Origin of the sequence: Affinundibacterium danionis (assembly GCF_042432465.1) — a bacterium.
Lineage (GTDB): Bacteria > Pseudomonadota > Gammaproteobacteria > Burkholderiales > Burkholderiaceae_D > Undibacterium > Undibacterium danionis.
The window spans coordinates 81,067-99,778 of record NZ_JBHLXJ010000003.1; the positions used below are offsets into that span (position 1 = coordinate 81,067).

An 18,712-nucleotide genomic window follows, 5' to 3' on the forward strand; every position below is an offset into this window, starting at 1 on the left:
TTCAGCCAACATCATGACCACGTCCGCCAACACTGACAACAATGAACATATCATCGATATTGCGCATTTGTGCACTCAATTCGGACGTACTGTGATTCATCAAGATTTGAATCTACAAATTCAACGTGGCGAAATTTTCTCTATCGTAGGCGGCTCAGGTTCGGGCAAAACGGTCTTAATGCGTCAAATACTTGGCTTGGAAACACCTAGACGTGGCGTCATTAGAGTATTTGGCGAGGATATTCACGCTCCAGAAAAGCAGCACCTACACCACCTGCGCCGTCGTTCTGGCATGTTATTTCAACATGGTGCTTTATATTCTGCGTTGAACGTGATTGAGAATGTCGCGCAGCCTTTACGCGAATTGGGTGTGCTACCCGAGTCACTGATCATGGACATCGCTTACCTCAAATTACACATGTCCGGTATCGGCTTTGAGCATGCGAAAAAAATGCCGGCCGATTTATCAGGCGGTATGATTAAACGTATTGCCTTAGCGCGAGCAATTGCACTCGACCCTGAGTTATTATTTTTGGATGAACCAACTGCCGGCTTAGATCCTGACAGTTCCGACAGTTTTGTTAGTCTGATTCAATCCTTACATCAATCATTGCATCTGACGGTGGTCATGGTCACACACGATCTCGATACCTTATTCGCCCTCTCCTCACGCATCGGTGTGATCGCCGACAAGAAAATGATCGCGATAGGTAATGCGCAAGAAGTAGTGCAAGTATCACATCCGTTTATCCAAACTTATTTCCGTGGTGGCCGCGGTATGCGCGCTATGGAAGTATTATCACCCCACACAAGCAGCACCTCGTCCCCACGGGATACGAACACCGGAGTTCATTATGGAAAGTAAATCTCACGCGCTGATCGCTGGCGTGTTTGCGATAGGTTTAGCGATAATGGCAGGCTTACTGGCACTATGGTTAGGTAAAGACGAGATTCAACGCACGCCGTACACCATAGCGACGCCTTTAAAGGTGTCAGGTCTCAACATTCAAGCGGCGGTTCGTTATAAAGGGATTAAAGTCGGCAAAGTCACGGACATCGATTTTGATACTAAAGTACCCGGACAATTAATATTAAATCTGGACATCGTGTCAGATACACCAATTACTCAATCGACTTACGCCACACTCGGCTACCAAGGTGTTACTGGCATCGCTTATATAGAGTTGGACGATGACGGCAGCAAACCCGCCGCCATCGTCAAAGACGCCAGACTGGGTGCCCTCATACCATTGCGCCCCGGACTATTGCAAGAAGTCGAAAAACACGGCCTGGCGATCTTAGGTCAAACCGAAGAATTGAGTAAGCGCTTAAATACCTTATTAGATCCAAATAATCAACAATCCCTAATGAATGCGGTCAATCAAATTGGTCGCACCGCAGCTGCGTGGGAAGCGCTGCCAGCCAAACTCGATCCGGCACTCAATGCCTTACCGCAAACGCTACAACAAGCGCGCGACAGTGCATTGGCGTTCAAACAGTTTTCCGATAATGCCAAAGCAACCAGTAGCAATCTGAACAATCTGATCAACAACTTACAAGGCGAAAATGGCAGTATCAACCGCCTGTCTAAAAACGTGGAAGAGTTAAGCACCAGCTTACAATACGAAACGCTGCCAGCTATGCATGGTTTAATACAAGACGCACGTGGCACGCTACGTAGCATTCATCGAACGAGCGATAATTTTAACGAACGCCCTCAGAGTTTATTATTTGGCGCAAAACCTGCGACGCCAGGGCCGGGCGAAGCAGGTTTTAATCCTTCCGGTACGAATAAACAATAGTGATACTCCGGCACTCTGATACTCCGATACCCCATTAATCAGGATGACTCCATGATGAATCAATCGACTTTATCCTCAACACAAAAATTTAGGTACACACTCAACATGCTGATCGGCACCTCTTTGTTGCTATTGCTGCTACTCCTAAGCGCTTGCGCCAGCAACGAAGTACAACGCAGCTACGACTTCGGTAGCAACATCGCGCCACCGCCCGCGAACCAACAACTCACAACGCTCAAACTCAATCTAGCCGATATTCAGGTGCCGATGAGCCTAGATGGTTCAGCTATGTTGTACCGGCTACTGTATGACCATCCACAAGAACTACGCGCCTATGCCAATAGTCGCTGGAGCATGCCGCCGGCGCAATTACTGAAACAAAGAATGATGGCGCGTATCAATCAAGAAGGTGGCGCGGTCAGTTCTAGCGCCGACGGGATTGCCGGGCTACCCACACTCCGAATTGATCTGGAAGAATTTACGCAACACTTTCCAACTCCAACGCATAGTCAAGTCCAGCTGCGCTGGCGCGCGAGCTTAATCAATAATAAGAAGCTTATTGCGCAAAAGGTATTTACCGCTCAACTCAATACCACCAGCGCTGACGCGGCAGGCGCAGCGCGCGCTATGCCACAAGTCAGCGATCAGCTCATTACGGAACTAATTACTTGGCTACAGACTCAATTAAAATGAGTCTTATGGTGAATAATTTTCCCTATAAAACGAACCAGGTAAAAGAGCGATGCTGCCTTTAGCTCAGCTTTAACCTAACGATTGATTCCATTTATATACGCCCTATAGTGTCCGCCCAAGACCATACTGCATCGCCCCTTTCTCGCGCCTGCTTGTTTGCCTACGCAGTTTTGATCGTGTACGCCAGCTTGTATCCCTTCTCAGGCTGGCAATTTGAAAATATCGCCGCATTTAGTGCGCAGATTTCTCAATGGCCGCGTTACTGGTCACAGTTTGATGCCATTGTGAATGTTTTGGGTTATATGCCGCTAGGAGTGCTCATCGTATTCTCGCTGTATCCCGTCATTGCGCGCGGCTGGTCTTTGCTGCTCGCGACCTTAGGCGGATGTGCCATGAGTCTGCTGATGGAAAGCGTGCAATATTTTCTCCCCTCGCGCGTCACTTCACTATTGGATCTGATTACCAATGCTGGCGGCTGCTTGCTGGGTGCACTAATCGGCGTTTGCTTACTGCCGTTTATTTTAGAAAGTGGCAGATTGCACCAACTCCGAACACAGTGGCTTTATCCCAATTCCGCACGCGAATTAGTCGTTATCGGCTTATGGCCATTGGCGCAAATTTTTCCACATGCGTTTTTGTTCGGTCATGGGCAAATTTTGCCCATCATTTCTTTGTGGTGTGAAGATTATTTAGATGTCAGCATCGACCTCAGCGCCGTCTTACGTAACGATATAGAGCTGAGTCCCGAAATGTATCTGTTATCTGAGACTATCATTACCGCCTGCGGTTGTAGCGGCGCCATTTTGATTGGCTTGTCCTTACTCAATCGTCGAGCGCCCAAAATGATATTAGCCAGCCTGCTACTGGTAGCCAGCGTGGCAGTGCGTGCATTATCCAGTGCTCTGATGTTCCAACCTGAGAATGCCTTTTTATGGCTTACGCCTAGCGCTCAAGGCGGTATTTTGATCAGCGCGATTATGCTGTATGGATTTTCCTTCGCCCCCAATCATGCACAAAGACGTTTGGCCATCTTGTTGTTAAGTTTAAGCTTATTGATGGTGAATCTAATCCCTAGCAATCCTTATTTTTTGCATACCTTGCAAACCATGGTGCAAGGGAAAATGTTGAATTTTTATGGTGCTGCGCAGTTTCTATCTGTAGTCTGGCCATTTATCGCCTTATGGTACTTAGTCGGTTCCCGACCTACTGAGCGAAATTTGTAAGCTCGCAGTTCAAGCCAGTAAACAAAATTATCCAGCCCTTACGCCAGCTCGCCTACTTACCCTCACCGACCGCATCCAGCGCCTGCTTTTGCGCCGCGGCAGCGGTTTCTGCGTCTTTAGCAATTTGCTTGGCTTTTTCCAATTGCTGACGCTGATCTTCTATCACTTGTATAGTCGGTTTAGACGCCGCATTAGCGACACTAGAAGCGCTGGCCGATGCGGAGGGCTGATTCGATTTGCCACAGGCAACTAATATCAATGCACAACTCAAATACACCAAAGACGACAAGCATTTGCGATCCAACATGGTTGATTTTCCTTTCTGAATTAGAACTATCTGTACGATAGGCAATTTGATCTACTAAGACCGAACGCGCTTGAAATCGCGTATAAGAATTTCTCCTATCACCAGAGAAAACACGCCAATCGTTGTATCATAGCGTCTTCTTTCCTCCCTTATAGTTTTTTTTCGAAACTTCTCATGTCTGACAATCTCTATTTCAAGAAACACGTGTTCTTCTGCATGAATGAACGTGATGATGGCCGTCCTTGCTGTGCCGAACGCGGCGCGCAAGCAGCACAAGAACATGCAAAACGTCGTATCAAGCAGCTAGATCAAAATGGTGCAGGCAAGATCCGTATCAACAAAGCAGGTTGTCTTGATCGCTGCGAGCAAGGCCCGGTGCTCGTAGTTTACCCACAAGGCACTTGGTACACTTATGTCGATCAAAGCGATATCGATGAAATCATCGACGTTGACCTGATTGGCGGCGGCGTGGTTGAGCGCCTTAAAGTTTAAGAATCCGCGTTTAAAAATAAGCATTTAAAAAACTGAATCACTATGAATATACATACCGAGCAGTTCTTAATTCCAGGCAATGCCGGTCAGTTAGAATGCGCTGTCAATACCCCTGATACCGAACTGTTTAGCAAACCGACTGGCTTGGCTTTAGTCGCGCATCCCCATCCCTTGTTTGGCGGCACCATGGAGAATAAAGTCGCACAAACTTTAGCACGTACTTTTGTCTCACTTGGTTATATCACCGTGCGCATGAATTTTCGTGGCGTCGGCAAATCAGAAGGCGTACACGATGCAGGCATAGGTGAGACCGACGATATGGAAACGCTATTGCAGCACATGCGTCAGCGTTTCCCCGATTTACCTTTGGTATTAAGTGGTTTCTCATTCGGTACCTTTGTGCAATCCCGTTTGCATCAACGTTTAAGCGCCGCAGGCATTCCTGTTCAACGTTTAGTTTTGGTGGGCGCGGCTGCGGGCAAATGGGCGATGCCTGATATTCCTGCTGACACCATTTTGATCCATGGTGAGTTGGACGATACGATCCCTTTACAAGCCGTATTTGAGTGGCTCAGGCCGCAGGATATTCCGGTTGTAGTGATTCCAGGCGCAGATCATTTTTTCCATCGTCGTTTGCCGCATATTAAAAAGATTATCAGTGATCTGTGGCACTAAACTAAACTGAACTAAGCTCATCTACAACTACATTTACAACCACAGTTAGTCAATTTTCGTTTTCCGTTTTTTAATTTTTGTATTTACGTTTTACTCCTCATGAAAAAAACACTTTCTTCACTTCTGGCATCCGTTCTACTGGCTGCTGTTGCATTAACTACCTTGTCTAATGCGCAAGCACAAACATTGCCAAAACCATTAATTGAAGCCAAGTCCTGGATACTTTTGGATGCGACCAGCAATCAGGTTATCAATTCAGATAATGCCACTTTGCAAATTGAACCGGCATCGCTGACCAAGATTATGACCGCGTATTTAGTATTTAATGCGCTGAAAGAAAAACGTCTGGATTTAGCTCAACAAATCACCGTTTCTACGCGCGCTTGGAAAGTGGATTCCAGTAGTTCCAAAATGTTTATTGACCCTGCAACACCGGTCAGCATTGGCGATTTGCTATATGGTTTAATCGTGCAATCAGGCAATGATGCCTCGGTCGCTTTAGCTGAAGCGGTCGCAGGCAGTGAAGATGCGTTCGTCGTACAAATGAATCGCGAAGCTGCGCGCCTTGGTATGAAATCCACCCGCTATGCCAATTCACACGGCCTGCCTAGTCCAGATAATTTTTCTACAGCTTATGACTTAGCCATTTTGGCTTCACGTCTGATCGCCGATCATCCAGACTATTACAAAACCTATTACTCAACCAAAAGCTTCACCTACAACAAAATCACACAAGCGAATCGCAATCGCCTGTTATGGCTAGACCCAACGGTTGATGGTATGAAAACAGGTCACACAGAAGCGGCAGGTTATTGTTTAATTTCCTCCGCGATTCGTCCTAATGGCACAGGCCAACGCCGCCTGATCTCAGTCGTGACTGGAACCAAAAGTGATCAAATCCGTGCACAAGAAAGTTTAAAATTATTAAACTGGGGCTATCTGAATTTTGATACGGTTAAGTTGTATGAAAAAGGTGCGCCTATCGCGACGCCTGATGTTTGGAAAGGCAGCCAAGGTCAAGTGAAAATCGGCTTTAATCAAGATTTATACGTCACTTTACCTAAGGGTAGCGCGGCTCGTATGAAACCCGCATTAGAACGTAAAGACCCATTGGTGGCACCTATCGCTGCGAACAGCCGAGTGGGCACCATGAAGATGATGTTAGACGGCAAACCCGTCGCTGAGTTTCCTGTTCTGGCCTTAGAAGAAGTCAGTCAAGCCAGCATCTTTGGTCGTGCTTGGGACTCGATACGTTTATGGTTCAAATAAGTATTTAGCGCAAACTTGAGCTAAATCACAAAAAGCCCGCAACAGCTATCGACTGTTGCGGGCTTTTTTATTGGCGCGAAATATGTTGAAAATATGCTGAAAATACGCTGAAAATCACCTTTGATAAAGCTCGTAAAGTTCAATAAAGATATACGATTCCAGTATCAATCTAAAGCACAATTTCCTAGCACAATTTCCTAGCACTATTTCCTAGTATTATTTAGCACCCTCTTGACCAATGACCGACTTCGCCAACTTAGGCAAAAACGCGACGATCGCCAACCACGATACAAACTGCAAACCCGCACGTAGCGCCGCAAAACACAAGGCAAACACCAACATTTGCGCCACCGTTTCCAAACCACCAATGCCTGCGGCTTGCACCAATAAAAAGGCGGCGTAACCAGAAATAAAAGTCACAGGAAACATAAACCACCACTGCTTTTGCAAATTTTTCGGCATTCTCTTTCCTCTATCTTCTTATATTAAGATCGCTCATCCACGACTCATCGCTAGTTGCACACTGATGACATGACTAATAAAGAGCGCTACTTTCACTTATTGTCTTGTTTCATTTTATTTTTCAACAAAGCATAATCAAGCCCGTGCATGGCGGTCAAAATCATGTCTCCGTTCTCTGCTACACGAAATGCGCCATAACGCGCTTGCTCATAAGTTTGTGCTTGCCCCTCCTCGAAGAAGTAGCCATTCGTTGCGAACTTAACTTGATCGTTACGCACTCGATAACGCAATAAAATCTCACCCGATTTGCGCACCTCACCAGCACGAGCAATACGCTGAAAATGGCCGACACCATGTTCATCCACCGTCACCACCAGATGGCCATCGACAGGAAATTCAGGTTCCGCGGCCCCATCCTGCCTAGGACGTAATCCCCAACGCGAATTCGGAAAAGCCTCATCGGTAATTTTAAAACGCAAAGCCATATAATCACCTTGCATTAATGAACGTGGATCAACCGGAGCCAATTCCAATAAAACCAATTGTCCCTCACGCAACAAGTGTTCGCGCTGCATGATAGACCAATTCACCGCAAGTAATACTAACAATCCCGCCAGCGCAACGATGATGGCTCGTAGGCTCACTTTGGCGCTGAAATTAGCGTTCATATTATCTACTGATCGTGACATATTAAGCTCCTTCGTCTAACGTCATGTCGGCCTGCGGAAAGAAACGCCCCAATCCCCACCGTATAAGCAACAACAAAATCCCCAAGCTCAAGAGCACCATCGATTTATACAATAAGCTCATCTGCATTTGATAGTAATAATGCGATAAGAAGCTCAGTAATGCGAACAAACCCAATCCCAATAAAATACGATTAGAAAAACTAACAGCGATCAAGATCAACAACAAGGCACTGCTTAAACCCGGCGTTACATAATTAAAACTGCACAAGGCCAAACTGCCACATAAGGCCGCGATTGCGATCGGCGAATTGAGCGCCAACTGCTGGCGACGTAGTACCAAAACGACAGCCGATAACCAAGCAATATTAACTAAACTACTACCGAACAACCACGCGTATTTAATCCACGCCAGCTCTGATCCGTACCAATAAAATGGACGCACAAAACGACTTCCTTCCAAACATAAGAGAGCGAACGCTAAGGCATAGGCGATAGGTCGCCATAATCCCGCTTGTCGCAACATGATCGGAGACCACCACAAAGCCAATACCGCAAGCGCTAATACTCCATGCATCAATCCATAGAAACCTGCTACTTGCAATAACCAATAAGCAGCACACAAAGCCGCCAAACTGGTTAGAAACCTATGGATAAAATTCGGCATCAAGAAGGTCAAAAACAATTCAAGCCCCAAGATCACACCATATAGTGTACGGTCTTCCCAACGGAACTCTTTAAACAAACCAAATAAAATAAATCCCTGCCCTGCCAAGCTGACCGCCAAGGCAAATTGCTCCAAAAAATCCTGCCGTTTCACCGCCCGAAACATGACATAAGCTGCCGTGCAGAGCGCGATTCCAATGACCATACTGGCAAGCGAACTGTCCATCACAAATGAAAAGCCAATGCCGACAAAAGCCATCAAAAACAAAGCGCCAAACCAGCCCGCAAATCCAAGCATGACCCGGATATACCAAGCCTGATTGATGCTGCTTTGAGTCGCGTCAGGCGCAGGTAAATCCCCCTGCACCAACTTCTGCTGCAACAAGCGCTGCCAGACATGTTCACGCGACTCAGAAGTATCGCTGAAGTTCAAAAGCGTATTCATGCTGACATCTCCTTCGCCACTTTTTTCAACCACAAACCACCCCATGCAGATGAGCCTATGATGAGCAATCCTACTAATAGAAATCCAGGTGCGTCGCTATGACTTAATACTATCCTTCCCACCAAAGCATTTGCGCTCACAATCAAGCTCAATACACATCCAGCCAGCACAAACAAATCTTTAAGATATTTTCGATAGATTACAAAACCTGCGATCAGCCAAGCCACATACACAAAAAGTAAGGTCATTGACCTGAGATACACAGCGTAGTCGGAACGATAACGCTCTTCAAAGATGGCATGTAAGGCCAAAATCGTAATCAAGACACCACTCGCCGTGATTAACACCCGTACCGGCCAACGTTCACGCACATGCGGTACGCCACGCCACGCAGCCCATTCCCACACCAACAAAGCCGCAGTGTTCAAAACAAACAGACTCCAGAGCTGCGCCTGAGTACTAAAAAGCATGCCTAAAAACCCACCGAAAGTATGGAAATACAGCATCACCGCCAGATTCACTAAGGCCAGCCAAAATAAATACAAAGCGCCTAATTGCGCCACCAAAACCCATGCCGAAATAGCAATCGCCCAGACAGCAAATAATTCATAAGTATCAGCGCCCGTTTGGTAGGTTTGTCCGACTAAAGCCAATAAAGCACCGACCAATAAGCTCGCCAACAATAAGCTTGCCTTACCCACCATACTGCCCAAACCAAAGCGCCAACATGCAAAAAGGCTCAACACAATAGCACTTTCTGCTAAAGCAAATTTGGCATAGCGCCCCATGGCCTGCCAGTTATATGCCAGAAAAAAGATCATGGCGGCACCTAATGCAATCACGCCGCACCACAGCAACATCTGATCAATAAAACACCGCCACTGCGTTGCGCTTGGATAAAAACCAGATGCAGCTAAGGCGTCTGATTCCTTGCCTTTGGCAACATGTCCTGCCGCAATCCAATCCAGCACTTCGGTTTGCTTTTTCATAAGTAAGCCCTCAACAAAAAGTGCCACAATAATAACACCTGAAATACAGAATGCCCTTAGTACAAAGTACAAAGTGTCAAAATGTAAGGCGCGCCGTCGCACATCACGCAACTTCCCTATGTCAAAGTCACAAGTGTTTTACTACTCCGCTAGCAAACAAGGCTTGCGGTATGACGGTTAGAAGTTCAAACTATTGGCTTTGGTGGAAATGCCCCAACATGGCATCAGGTATAAGACATTCAGAAAAAAGTCTGAAAACAGAAATATCCCCAACCACCTTGCCTTTTTAAAAAGCTTTAACATGCGCGAAATCAAACCCGAAGATAGCCTTATTGAATATCCATGTGACTTCCCCATCAAAGTCATGGGCGTTATGCAAGACTCATTTGCTCAAACCATCGTCGAAGTAGTGATGATTCACGATCCGACGTTTCATGCGGGTAAATTAGAGATGCGCCCTTCCAGCAAAGGTAATTATCTGGCGCTGACAGTCACCATTCGCGCCATTCATCGTGAGCAACTCGACAACTTATACCGTGATCTGTCCTCTCATCCTATGGTGAAAATGGTGCTGTAATAGATCTGCGCTCTAACAAAACAATCGCAACTCCCAAACACCAACTCTCAATATGTCACGACGGAATGCAATGCTTCCGTGTCATCCAGAATCTACTATGTCAGACTTGCAATCTATCGTTGAGAAACAAAAGCCAGGCGCACGCTTCGTTATTTCCGCGCCTATGCTGGGTCTAGATCCAGTGAGCTTTGATCGTCTAGCGCAATCGTGGATCGCAACGGGAGGACCAGGATTTGTATTAGATGGCATTCCATTTCGTAAAGTCGTGAATGGTCAATTTTTCATTCAACGTGTTACCGTCAAACGTTTGGCCACAACAATATGAGTATGAGTGCGAATATAAATACGCCAACAAATGACGCCTTGCAAATCTTGATCCGCCAACGTGGGAAAGAAGATTATTCAACTAGCTTCGCCGCTATGCGCGCCTTCACCGACGCACGTACTGCCGATACACCAGATGAATTATGGATAGTCGAGCACTCGCCCGTATTCACCTTAGGCCTGGGCGCCGACCAATCGCATGTACTGGCTCCGCATGATATTCCAGTAATACAAACGGATCGGGGTGGTGAGGTGACTTTTCATGGCCCAGGTCAGGTGGTCATTTATCTCTTGATCGATCTCAAACGTCGTCACACGAAGGGGCGATTATTCGCCCGCGAATTCGTCCATCAAATCGAACAAGCTGTGATCGACACCTTGGAGGCGTATAATATCGCTGGTGAACGAATTGCTGGAGCACCCGGCATTTACCTGAAAGATGGTGCATGGAAAGGTGCAAAAATTGCCGCATTAGGATTAAAAGTCCGCGCCAATGGTTGCACGTATCACGGCGTATCGCTGAATGTCGCGATGGATCTACAGCCATTTTCCTGGATTAACCCATGTGGCTACGCAGGACTCGCCACCGTAGATATGCAAACCCTACAAGTACGCGTTCCGCTCGAACAAGTACAAACTGCTTTAGCACAACGTTTACAACATTTATTGACCGCCGCCTAATCGCGCTTGAATGAAGCTATGACTACCGAAAACACGCCACTCGCCACCGACAATCCCAATTACGATCCAACCGAAAAACAAAAAGGTGCGAGTAAGACTTCCCGTATTCCTATCAAGATCGTCCCTGCGGAGCGTCTGCCGAAACCAGATTGGATACGCGTCAAAGCTGGCTCACCGACGACACGCTTCTACGAAATTAAAGATATCCTGCGAGCGAATAAATTAGTCACCGTCTGCGAAGAAGCGACTTGTCCCAATATTGGTGAATGTTTCGGCAAAGGCACGGCGACCTTCATGATCATGGGAGACAAGTGCACCCGCCGCTGCCCGTTCTGCGATGTCGGACACGGCCGTCCTGACCCACTCGATGTGAATGAACCTTTAAATCTGGCAAAAACCATTGCCGAATTGCGTTTAAGTTATGTCGTCATTACCTCAGTTGATCGCGATGATTTACGCGACGGCGGCGCCGCACACTTTGCTGAATGCATTACCAAAATTCGCGAATTGTCGCCCATGACACGCATAGAAATTTTGACGCCAGACTTCCGTGGTCGCATGGACAGAGCTTTAGAAATTCTCAACATGGCACCACCCGACGTAATGAACCACAACCTAGAAACGGCTCCGCGCCTCTACAAAGAAGCACGCCCAGGTTCGGACTATGAATATTCTCTGAACCTGCTAAAACGTTTCAAAGAGAAACATCCGAATGTACCGACCAAATCCGGCATCATGGTTGGTCTAGGTGAAACCGACGAAGAAATCCTGCAAGTCATGCGCGACATGCGCGCCCACAATGTCGACATGCTGACTATTGGTCAATACTTAGCGCCAAGTGGCCATCACTTACCAGTGCGCCGTTATGTACATCCTGATGTCTTCAAAATGTTCGAAGAAGAAGCCTACAAAATGGGCTTCGCCCATGCTGCGGTGGGCGCAATGGTTAGGTCGTCGTACCATGCTGATCAACAAGCGCATGGGGTTGGGACGGATGTGAAATAGTGGTTCTCTAAAGCTTCATCATCAAAATCAAAACGGCATAAGGCGCAAAAACCTTATGCCGTTTTCTTTTTCTCTTGCCAGCTTAAAAACTCTTTCTAATTTGCAAGTTATTGTTTTTTAAGGGGATTCCTAAAGTTTATACTTTTTCATGCCGTTACAGCATGGTCGCTTTTCTATTGCATTGCTGAACATGTTCCCGCTGCAACTCTCTCGCATTTTTGACTATCAACAACCCGATGCCGATGTTTATCGGACTGAGCGTTTGCGCGTTGCTGATAAAACGATGCCATTGGCTGCTACTTCTGGCGAAACACTGGAAGAACGACGCACAGGGGAAGATCGTCGCAATATTGAGCGCAGACTTAAACAACAGGCGACGTTTCTCAATACGCGTAAAACCCAAGGCCGTCGCCGCTCGCATGGACGGCGTGCCAGTGACGTCGAAAACCACATGCAATATCGGCCGATTTATTTCAAAGGTTAGCAGCGCTTTTTACAGCATCATCGGCTCCACAAATTTTACATGTAAAAACCAGACTAACTCACTTGTGAACTTTGGTTAATTCAAGGCATTCCCCTCTGCACTCGTCTACAATCCTTCTGTACGTATAGACCTAAACAGATTGGCACGCTTCCTGCTATTTTGAATCTTAGTGCGAATTTGCTCCATGGAAATACGTTTGATCAGAAGTAATGCGCGCAGTAAGTACCTCTCACAAATAGGCTCATCAAAAACCATGAGATTGGGCAGGTATTGATCAAGTCCACGCAATTACGCTGGTCGTTCAAATTAGTAAGGAAATATCATGTCAATTCAACGGATTTTGCAAGTATGGGACTTATTTAAGTCGGACTCAGCGGAAGTCCCAGATGTCATCGCTGCCACGCCTCAAGCACCACATCCGCCCACGCCACAGGCTCGCTACATTGCAAAGGATGGCAGCATACAAATTGACCGCCGCTCAAGTCAGGATAGACGTCAGCACGAACGGCGCAAAGTCCTGAGTCATCCTTATTTAGATACGCGTAAAAATCATGGCAGACGGCGTAGTTTTGGACGCCGCCTGCGTGATCAAAATATGGAAACACCGTTTTGATTGTTCATTTTCAACTGCACATTGATTACTGCGCCCAGCATCTGTTGCTCATGTTATTCAGTTGAGTGATTTGAGCTCAATCTAAAATTGATGTGCTTTCTTTACTTTCTTTGCCCTAGGCCTGAGTTTGGATAAATTTGAGCATATCCACGCTAAACGCCCTCCTCCGAAACGACATGCTTAAAAGCAAGTAATTACCTCGCAAGTTCGTTTTACTCGCAAGAAGCTCCATGCTGATTACACAGCGCCCCAATTTCGTAGCAAGTGAGCGATTTTTGAGATTTTTTTATGCAGTTTTTTTGCTAAGTGGGCAATCAATTGGTAGGATGGAGCCTGCGCGAGATTTATGGCATTTTTAAGCTGTTTTTACGACATTTGAGCTAATTCAAGGTCAACTTACTTAGTTTTAACAGAGTTTCTTGCTTTTAATACTCGCTAAATATTCATTTTTCTGCACTTGGATTTAACACCGCATTATGCAAAATAGCCTTACCCGCAAACCTATAGAAATAAAAATATCCACGGTGGTGGCGGTGTCCGTCATTTTGAACGAAGCGACACTAGCTACGTTAGAAGTCGCCTTAAAAGAAATGACGGGAGGAACGCCCGATTTTTTTGACGACGAATTCGCCATTATTGATGTAGAAAATATTGCGCATGAGACTTTGGATTGGGCGGGACTGATTACATTATTCAAATCATGTGGCTTGCATGCTGTGGCCGTTCGCAACGCGAACGAAGATCAACATGCCAAGATTCGTGCCCATGACTTAAGTATTGATGTAGTGAGCAAGGCAAGACCTGAGTTAGCCAAAGAAATGCCAGCCGCAATACCAGCAGCCGAGGCAGAAATCAGCAAGGCGCCAGAACCCGAGCCAGTGACTTCTTCGGCGCCACAAATGCCAGCGGCAATAGAACATATTCCAGCCATGGTCATCGATACGCCGATACGCGCAGGACAACGTGTCTATGCACGAGGCTGCGATTTAATTATCACAGCGTCCGTGAATAATGGCGCGGAAGTAATCGCTGACGGTAGTATCCATATTTACGCACCGCTCAGAGGCCGTGCTTTGGCAGGCGCGCGTGGGAATACCAATGCACGCATTTTTACGACCGCGATGGAAGCTGAGTTGGTCTCAATTGCGGGCATTTATCAAACCTTTGATGCGGGCTTTCCTAAGCTGGCAGCAAATCAGGCGGTGCAAATCAAATTAGTCGGTGACAGTATTGAAGTATCATCAATCAAGTCTAGTTAGTTTTTCGATTTGTAAGTTTCATGTTTTTTCGTATTTTTGCTTTATTTTCATATTATTTCGTTGCAGTTGTGGCGCAAAGCTGCCATTCGGTTTTACTGATGCTCAAGCAGCTCAGTGAAAGCGTAATGAGAGCTAAGCACAAGCCCAACTTAAACTCAATTCAAGTACAACAAAGGAGTACCCTGTGGCAAGAATCATCGTTGTGACCTCCGGCAAAGGCGGTGTAGGCAAAACCACTTCCAGCGCGAGTTTCGCTTCTGGTTTAGCCCTGCGTGGGCATAAAACAGCGGTGCTCGACTTCGACGTCGGCCTGCGTAATCTCGATTTGATTATGGGTTGTGAACGCCGTGTGGTGTACGACCTAGTCAATGTGATTAGTGGCGAAGCGACTTTGAATCAAGCCCTGATCAAAGACAAACACTGCGACAATCTGTTCATCTTGCCTGCTTCACAAACTCGTGACAAAGACGCGTTGACCGAAGAAGGCGTAGAGCGCGTTTTGAATGATTTGATCAAAATGGACTTTGAATACATCGTCTGCGATTCGCCTGCGGGTATCGAACGTGGTGCGGTAATGGCTTTGACCTTCGCTGATGAAGCCATCGTCGTAACCAATCCAGAAGTCTCTTCAGTGCGTGACTCTGACCGCATTCTCGGCATTATCCAAGCCAAATCAAAACGTGCGCAAGCGGGTGGCGAACCAGTGAAAGAGCATCTATTAATCACGCGCTACTCACCTAAACGTGTCGAGGCTGGCGAGATGCTGTCTTATACCGACGTACAAGAAATTTTACGCATACCTTTGATCGGTGTAATTCCGGAATCCGAAGCTGTATTACATGCCTCAAACCACGGTAATCCAGCCATTCATGTCAAAGGTAGTGACGTGTCGGAAGCCTATACGGATGTAGTTGCGCGCTTTTTAGGAGAGCAGCCACCTTTGCGCTTCGTCGATTATGAAAAGCCAGGTTTGCTGCAACGTATTTTCGGAGGTAAGTAAGATGGCTTTGCTTGATTTTTTGTTTAAATCGCAGCCGAAAAGCGCGAGTGCGGCAAAAGAACGCCTGCAAATTATTATCGCTCGTGAGCGCAACGAAACGCGCGAAGGCTATGACTTTCTTCCCGCTTTGCGTGAGGAATTGATTGCGGTGATTTCAAAATACACCAAGGTGAATCCTGACGATATTAAAGTTTCGTTGGACAAACAAGGCAATCTTGAAGTCTTAGATGTGAATGTCATCTTGCCAGACGCTGATCTGCGCAACTGAGTTAAAAGTCATTCCTCACATTTATAAATTAATTTTCGGTGAGAAAATGTAAAGTACGTATAAAACGAACGTAAACCATTTTCTCACCTCCACTGTCATATTCTTTACCGAGCTTTGATCCAAGACCCTATGAGAATTGCCATACTAGATGATGACCAAAATTTATTAGATCTGACCGTCGCGACCTTAATCGATGCTGGTCATACTTGCCACCCGTTTACCAGTGGCAAAGCGATGATGCATCAATTACACCGCGAAAGTTTTGATCTCTTAATTCTCGATTGGCAAGTACCCGACTTGAGCGGTACTGAAATTTTGCATTGGGTACGTGAAAAATTATCTGCCACACTGCCCGTCTTATTCATGACTAGTCGTTCTAGTGAAGATGACATCGTGACCGGATTAGCAGCCGGTGCCGATGATTACATGATCAAGCCGATACGTCGTGCTGAGTTAATCGCGCGCGTCAATGCCTTGCTACGCCGTGCCTACCCAACACAGACAGCCGCTGAGATAATTCAATTTGGTGCCTATGAATTTGATGTGCGTGGTAGCCGTGCAAAATTAAATGGTGAAGCCATAGAGCTCACACAAAAAGAATTCGACCTCGCCTTATTGTTATTCCAAAATCTGGGACGTCCATTGTCGCGCGCCTATATTTTGGAAGCCGTATGGTCGCGCGATATCGAGATCCCCTCTCGCACTATGGATACCCACATTTCGCGGGTACGCAGCAAGTTAGATTTGCGCCCAGAAAATGGCTATCGATTAGCGCCAGTGTATAGCTACGGTTATCGCTTAGAACAAATCAGCAAAGAATAAAATTAGCGGCTTTGTGTGCTCAGACCGCGACTAACTCTTAGCTTGCTTGGTTTTTATTCATTCTCTGATGAATGCACGTATCGGCGCAGCTATTTTTATTAAATGACTTATCGTCGCAAGTTGGCGACAAAAAAACCGTCTTAATATCAGATCTTTTCATTTGGAATCTAGCCACGTACGGCTAGTTTCCAGCGTTTTTCAGATCGTCTCAGTTACTGTTTTTGCTGGAGAAATACATGAAGCAACATCGAACTCCCTCAACGCCTATTTCCAATAAAAGCAAAGCAGTACTGACTAGATTCGTACTTTCAGCCGCAGTTACAACAATGCTTAGCAGCTCCGCTTTCGCGCAAAAACTAAAAGGCAATCCTGGCACGATCAGCGTAACACCGGCAGAAGTCACTTACTACGCCTTAGAGCGCGATACCCTCACCAGCATTGCCAAACAATTTACCGATAAACCGAGTAACTGGGAAATCATTGGTAAGCGCAATAAGATCGGCAATGATAGAACCATACCGGTAGGCTCAGGCATCGTTATTCCCGCCGAATTACTGGCTGAAGAACCAAGCACTGCCAAAGTATTCGCGCTGGCTGGCAAAGTCATAGAGATCAAAAAAAATGGTAATGAAATCGAATTAGAACTCGGCAGCGTGGTGAGTGAAGGTAGCCAAATTATTACAGGAAAAAATAGCTTCGCGACTTTGGCCTTGGTGGATGATTCGCGAGTCTCCGTCCCATCAAATAGTCAGATCAATCTGGCGAAGTTAAAGATCACTAAATTTACTAAAAGCCCACGTACTGAGATCAAATTAGTACAAGGAAAAGTTGAGTCTAAAGTGACTCCTTTAACTCAGAATAAGGGACGCTACGAAGTCACCTCACCTTTGGCAATCGCAGGTGTACGCGGCACTCATTTCCGCGTCGGCATTAACGACAATGGTATAGGCAATGAAGTCCTAGAAGGTGGCGTCGCTGTCGGCAAACCAGAAACACCCAATGCCATGTTACTACCAGCAGGCAAAGGGAATGTCGTCAGTGCCACCAGTGTTGGCAAGGCCATAGAATTATTACCTGCACCCAGCTTAGTAGCGGGATATCAATTACAAGAACGCCCGATCTTGCAGTTTGAATTAAACCCGGTTGGCAATGCGACGGCTTATCGCGCTCAAATAAGTACCGATGCACAGGCGCAAAACGTAGTGAGTGAATTGTTCAGCAAAGAAGCGCGCATCAAATTCGACGGCTTAAATGACGGCGCCTATTTTATTCGGGTCAGCGCAGTTGATAGCAATCATTTGGAAGGGATACCGGCTACCCATGCCTTCGTATTGAAAGCACGTCCCGAACCACCTTTCTTACTCCAACCTAAACATAAGGTACGTTCCGAATCGGTGAGTTTTAAATGGACGGCGACCAGCACTGCAAAATTCTATCGTCTACAGGTAGCAAATGATGCCCAATTCAAAAACGTCGTGTTGGATCAAGACAAGATTGCCGACGTCGAACTGAACACATCACAATTGGGTTTAGGTCAGTATTTCTGGCGCGTCGCAACCATTATTGAAAAAAATGGACAGCTAGACCAAGGACCATTTTCACCAATTCAAGCCTTCCAAATATTAGCAGCGCAAAGCATGAATCCTGTGGTTGATACAGGTGAAAATACCATGAACTTTAGTTGGCCAGCCGAGCCAGGCCAAAGCTTTTTAGTACAGATCGCACATGATCCTGAGTTCAAAAAGATTTATTTCAGCAAAGATTTAGATGTGGCGAATGTCAGTATTCCCCGTCCAGAAATCGGCACTTATTACATCAGAGTACGAGCCACAGATGCGGATCGTTTTATTGGGAATTTTTCACCCGCACAAAAATTTGAGATTCAACTGCGTTGGACGACGGGTAATGGTGAACCACTTAATTCCGTCGGTGGTACCGTTCGGCCTGTGAATTAATACTAAGCACTATAC

General features: G+C 46.3%; 23 protein-coding genes. 18 read left to right on the forward strand and 5 right to left on the reverse strand.

Annotated features, from left to right (window positions below; genetic code table 11):
* The first annotated feature begins 13 nt into the window (after positions 1-13).
* The 4 genes from ACFFJH_RS03145 to ACFFJH_RS03160 all read left to right on the forward strand — a co-directional run bounded on the left by ACFFJH_RS03145 (position 14) and on the right by ACFFJH_RS03160 (position 3,718).
* Positions 14-865: an ABC transporter ATP-binding protein gene (locus ACFFJH_RS03145; RefSeq protein ID WP_390209987.1), complete on the forward strand. Its 852-nt coding sequence runs from the start codon at positions 14-16 to the stop codon at positions 863-865.
* Entirely contained in the window at positions 855-1,802 is a 948-nt protein-coding gene (locus tag ACFFJH_RS03150; RefSeq protein WP_390209988.1) for an MlaD family protein, read from the forward strand. The genes ACFFJH_RS03145 and ACFFJH_RS03150 overlap by 11 nt, the downstream gene beginning before the upstream one ends.
* A 51-nt stretch (positions 1,803-1,853) precedes the next feature.
* Entirely contained in the window at positions 1,854-2,495 is a 642-nt protein-coding gene (locus tag ACFFJH_RS03155) for an ABC-type transport auxiliary lipoprotein family protein (protein ID WP_390209990.1), read from the forward strand.
* A gap of 107 nt (positions 2,496-2,602) precedes the next feature.
* Positions 2,603-3,718 (forward strand): VanZ family protein, encoded by a 1,116-nt coding sequence (locus ACFFJH_RS03160; protein WP_390209993.1) that lies wholly within the window; start codon positions 2,603-2,605, stop codon positions 3,716-3,718.
* Between the two features lie 52 nt (positions 3,719-3,770).
* On the opposite strand, the gene ACFFJH_RS03165 is transcribed toward ACFFJH_RS03160, so the two are convergent.
* The gene (locus ACFFJH_RS03165) at positions 3,771-4,025 is read right to left on the reverse strand and encodes a hypothetical protein (RefSeq protein WP_390209994.1); all 255 of its coding nucleotides are present in this window, start codon (positions 4,023-4,025) and stop codon (positions 3,771-3,773) included.
* A 174-nt stretch (positions 4,026-4,199) separates the two neighbouring features.
* On the opposite strand from ACFFJH_RS03165, the gene ACFFJH_RS03170 reads away from it, so the two are divergent.
* The 3 genes from ACFFJH_RS03170 (at position 4,200) to ACFFJH_RS03180 (ending at position 6,461) form a co-directional block, all read left to right on the forward strand.
* Positions 4,200-4,517 carry a (2Fe-2S) ferredoxin domain-containing protein gene (locus tag ACFFJH_RS03170; RefSeq protein ID WP_390209995.1) on the forward strand — a complete coding sequence of 106 codons (318 nt, stop codon included), beginning with the start codon at positions 4,200-4,202 and terminating at the stop codon, positions 4,515-4,517.
* A 42-nt stretch (positions 4,518-4,559) separates the two neighbouring features.
* Positions 4,560-5,192, forward strand: a complete 633-nt coding sequence (locus ACFFJH_RS03175; RefSeq protein WP_390209996.1) for an alpha/beta hydrolase — start codon at positions 4,560-4,562, stop codon at positions 5,190-5,192.
* A 99-nt stretch (positions 5,193-5,291) separates the two neighbouring features.
* Positions 5,292-6,461: a D-alanyl-D-alanine carboxypeptidase family protein gene (locus tag ACFFJH_RS03180; RefSeq protein ID WP_390209997.1), complete on the forward strand. Its 1,170-nt coding sequence runs from the start codon at positions 5,292-5,294 to the stop codon at positions 6,459-6,461.
* Between the two features lie 216 nt (positions 6,462-6,677).
* Here ACFFJH_RS03180 and ACFFJH_RS03185 read toward each other — a convergent pair whose 3' ends face one another.
* The 4 genes from ACFFJH_RS03185 to ACFFJH_RS03200 all read right to left on the reverse strand — a co-directional run bounded on the left by ACFFJH_RS03185 (position 6,678) and on the right by ACFFJH_RS03200 (position 9,709).
* Complete coding sequence (locus tag ACFFJH_RS03185) at positions 6,678-6,923, reverse strand: hypothetical protein (RefSeq protein ID WP_390209999.1); 246 nt, start codon at positions 6,921-6,923, stop codon at positions 6,678-6,680.
* 92 nt (positions 6,924-7,015) lie between these two features.
* The gene (locus tag ACFFJH_RS03190; protein WP_390210000.1) at positions 7,016-7,612 is read right to left on the reverse strand and encodes a GDYXXLXY domain-containing protein; all 597 of its coding nucleotides are present in this window, start codon (positions 7,610-7,612) and stop codon (positions 7,016-7,018) included.
* A gap of 1 nt (position 7,613) precedes the next feature.
* Entirely contained in the window at positions 7,614-8,720 is a 1,107-nt protein-coding gene (locus tag ACFFJH_RS03195) for a DUF4401 domain-containing protein (protein ID WP_390210001.1), read from the reverse strand.
* Positions 8,717-9,709 (reverse strand): DUF2157 domain-containing protein, encoded by a 993-nt coding sequence (locus tag ACFFJH_RS03200; protein WP_390210003.1) that lies wholly within the window; start codon positions 9,707-9,709, stop codon positions 8,717-8,719. Before ACFFJH_RS03200 ends, ACFFJH_RS03195 begins: the two co-directional genes overlap by 4 nt.
* A gap of 301 nt (positions 9,710-10,010) precedes the next feature.
* On the opposite strand from ACFFJH_RS03200, the gene ACFFJH_RS03205 reads away from it, so the two are divergent.
* The 11 genes from ACFFJH_RS03205 to ACFFJH_RS03255 all read left to right on the forward strand — a co-directional run bounded on the left by ACFFJH_RS03205 (position 10,011) and on the right by ACFFJH_RS03255 (position 18,697).
* Entirely contained in the window at positions 10,011-10,286 is a 276-nt protein-coding gene (locus tag ACFFJH_RS03205; protein WP_390210004.1) for an HP0495 family protein, read from the forward strand.
* Positions 10,287-10,383: 97 nt separating this feature from the next.
* Entirely contained in the window at positions 10,384-10,611 is a 228-nt protein-coding gene (locus tag ACFFJH_RS03210) for a hypothetical protein (RefSeq protein WP_390210005.1), read from the forward strand.
* A complete protein-coding gene (gene lipB, locus ACFFJH_RS03215; RefSeq protein WP_390210006.1) occupies positions 10,608-11,291 on the forward strand; it encodes a lipoyl(octanoyl) transferase LipB in 684 nt (227 codons plus the stop codon). Before ACFFJH_RS03210 ends, lipB begins: the two co-directional genes overlap by 4 nt.
* A gap of 18 nt (positions 11,292-11,309) precedes the next feature.
* Positions 11,310-12,296 (forward strand): lipoyl synthase, encoded by a 987-nt coding sequence (gene lipA / locus ACFFJH_RS03220; protein ID WP_390210008.1) that lies wholly within the window; start codon positions 11,310-11,312, stop codon positions 12,294-12,296.
* Between the two features lie 148 nt (positions 12,297-12,444).
* Positions 12,445-12,780: a hypothetical protein gene (locus ACFFJH_RS03225; RefSeq protein WP_390210009.1), complete on the forward strand. Its 336-nt coding sequence runs from the start codon at positions 12,445-12,447 to the stop codon at positions 12,778-12,780.
* 322 nt (positions 12,781-13,102) lie between these two features.
* Entirely contained in the window at positions 13,103-13,393 is a 291-nt protein-coding gene (locus ACFFJH_RS03230) for a hypothetical protein (protein ID WP_390210010.1), read from the forward strand.
* 476 nt (positions 13,394-13,869) lie between these two features.
* Positions 13,870-14,652 carry a septum site-determining protein MinC gene (gene minC / locus ACFFJH_RS03235; RefSeq protein WP_390210013.1) on the forward strand — a complete coding sequence of 261 codons (783 nt, stop codon included), beginning with the start codon at positions 13,870-13,872 and terminating at the stop codon, positions 14,650-14,652.
* A 184-nt stretch (positions 14,653-14,836) separates the two neighbouring features.
* Positions 14,837-15,652 (forward strand): septum site-determining protein MinD, encoded by an 816-nt coding sequence (gene minD, locus ACFFJH_RS03240; protein WP_390210015.1) that lies wholly within the window; start codon positions 14,837-14,839, stop codon positions 15,650-15,652.
* Position 15,653: 1 nt separating this feature from the next.
* Positions 15,654-15,920 carry a cell division topological specificity factor MinE gene (minE, locus tag ACFFJH_RS03245; RefSeq protein ID WP_390210017.1) on the forward strand — a complete coding sequence of 89 codons (267 nt, stop codon included), beginning with the start codon at positions 15,654-15,656 and terminating at the stop codon, positions 15,918-15,920.
* Between the two features lie 129 nt (positions 15,921-16,049).
* Entirely contained in the window at positions 16,050-16,742 is a 693-nt protein-coding gene (locus ACFFJH_RS03250; protein WP_390210020.1) for a response regulator transcription factor, read from the forward strand.
* A 236-nt stretch (positions 16,743-16,978) separates the two neighbouring features.
* A complete protein-coding gene (locus tag ACFFJH_RS03255; RefSeq protein WP_390210021.1) occupies positions 16,979-18,697 on the forward strand; it encodes a FecR family protein in 1,719 nt (572 codons plus the stop codon).
* Positions 18,698-18,712: the final 15 nt, after the last annotated feature.

Coding starts and splice junctions, on each gene's coding strand:
- minC (WP_390210013.1), top strand. CDS start 13,870: ATGCAAAATAGCCTTACCCGCAAACCTATAGAAATAAAAATATCCACG.
- ACFFJH_RS03150 (WP_390209988.1), top strand. CDS start 855: ATGGAAAGTAAATCTCACGCGCTGATCGCTGGCGTGTTTGCGATAGGT.
- ACFFJH_RS03225 (WP_390210009.1), top strand. CDS start 12,445: ATGCCGTTACAGCATGGTCGCTTTTCTATTGCATTGCTGAACATGTTC.
- ACFFJH_RS03175 (WP_390209996.1), top strand. CDS start 4,560: ATGAATATACATACCGAGCAGTTCTTAATTCCAGGCAATGCCGGTCAG.
- lipB (WP_390210006.1), top strand. CDS start 10,608: ATGAGTATGAGTGCGAATATAAATACGCCAACAAATGACGCCTTGCAA.
- ACFFJH_RS03155 (WP_390209990.1), top strand. CDS start 1,854: ATGATGAATCAATCGACTTTATCCTCAACACAAAAATTTAGGTACACA.
- ACFFJH_RS03190 (WP_390210000.1), bottom strand. CDS start 7,612: ATGTCACGATCAGTAGATAATATGAACGCTAATTTCAGCGCCAAAGTG.
- ACFFJH_RS03200 (WP_390210003.1), bottom strand. CDS start 9,709: ATGAAAAAGCAAACCGAAGTGCTGGATTGGATTGCGGCAGGACATGTT.
- lipA (WP_390210008.1), top strand. CDS start 11,310: ATGACTACCGAAAACACGCCACTCGCCACCGACAATCCCAATTACGAT.
- ACFFJH_RS03250 (WP_390210020.1), top strand. CDS start 16,050: ATGAGAATTGCCATACTAGATGATGACCAAAATTTATTAGATCTGACC.
- ACFFJH_RS03195 (WP_390210001.1), bottom strand. CDS start 8,720: ATGAATACGCTTTTGAACTTCAGCGATACTTCTGAGTCGCGTGAACAT.
- ACFFJH_RS03230 (WP_390210010.1), top strand. CDS start 13,103: ATGTCAATTCAACGGATTTTGCAAGTATGGGACTTATTTAAGTCGGAC.
- ACFFJH_RS03170 (WP_390209995.1), top strand. CDS start 4,200: ATGTCTGACAATCTCTATTTCAAGAAACACGTGTTCTTCTGCATGAAT.
- ACFFJH_RS03145 (WP_390209987.1), top strand. CDS start 14: ATGACCACGTCCGCCAACACTGACAACAATGAACATATCATCGATATT.
- ACFFJH_RS03205 (WP_390210004.1), top strand. CDS start 10,011: ATGCGCGAAATCAAACCCGAAGATAGCCTTATTGAATATCCATGTGAC.
- ACFFJH_RS03185 (WP_390209999.1), bottom strand. CDS start 6,923: ATGCCGAAAAATTTGCAAAAGCAGTGGTGGTTTATGTTTCCTGTGACT.
- ACFFJH_RS03165 (WP_390209994.1), bottom strand. CDS start 4,025: ATGTTGGATCGCAAATGCTTGTCGTCTTTGGTGTATTTGAGTTGTGCA.
- ACFFJH_RS03255 (WP_390210021.1), top strand. CDS start 16,979: ATGAAGCAACATCGAACTCCCTCAACGCCTATTTCCAATAAAAGCAAA.
- minE (WP_390210017.1), top strand. CDS start 15,654: ATGGCTTTGCTTGATTTTTTGTTTAAATCGCAGCCGAAAAGCGCGAGT.
- ACFFJH_RS03210 (WP_390210005.1), top strand. CDS start 10,384: ATGTCAGACTTGCAATCTATCGTTGAGAAACAAAAGCCAGGCGCACGC.
- ACFFJH_RS03180 (WP_390209997.1), top strand. CDS start 5,292: ATGAAAAAAACACTTTCTTCACTTCTGGCATCCGTTCTACTGGCTGCT.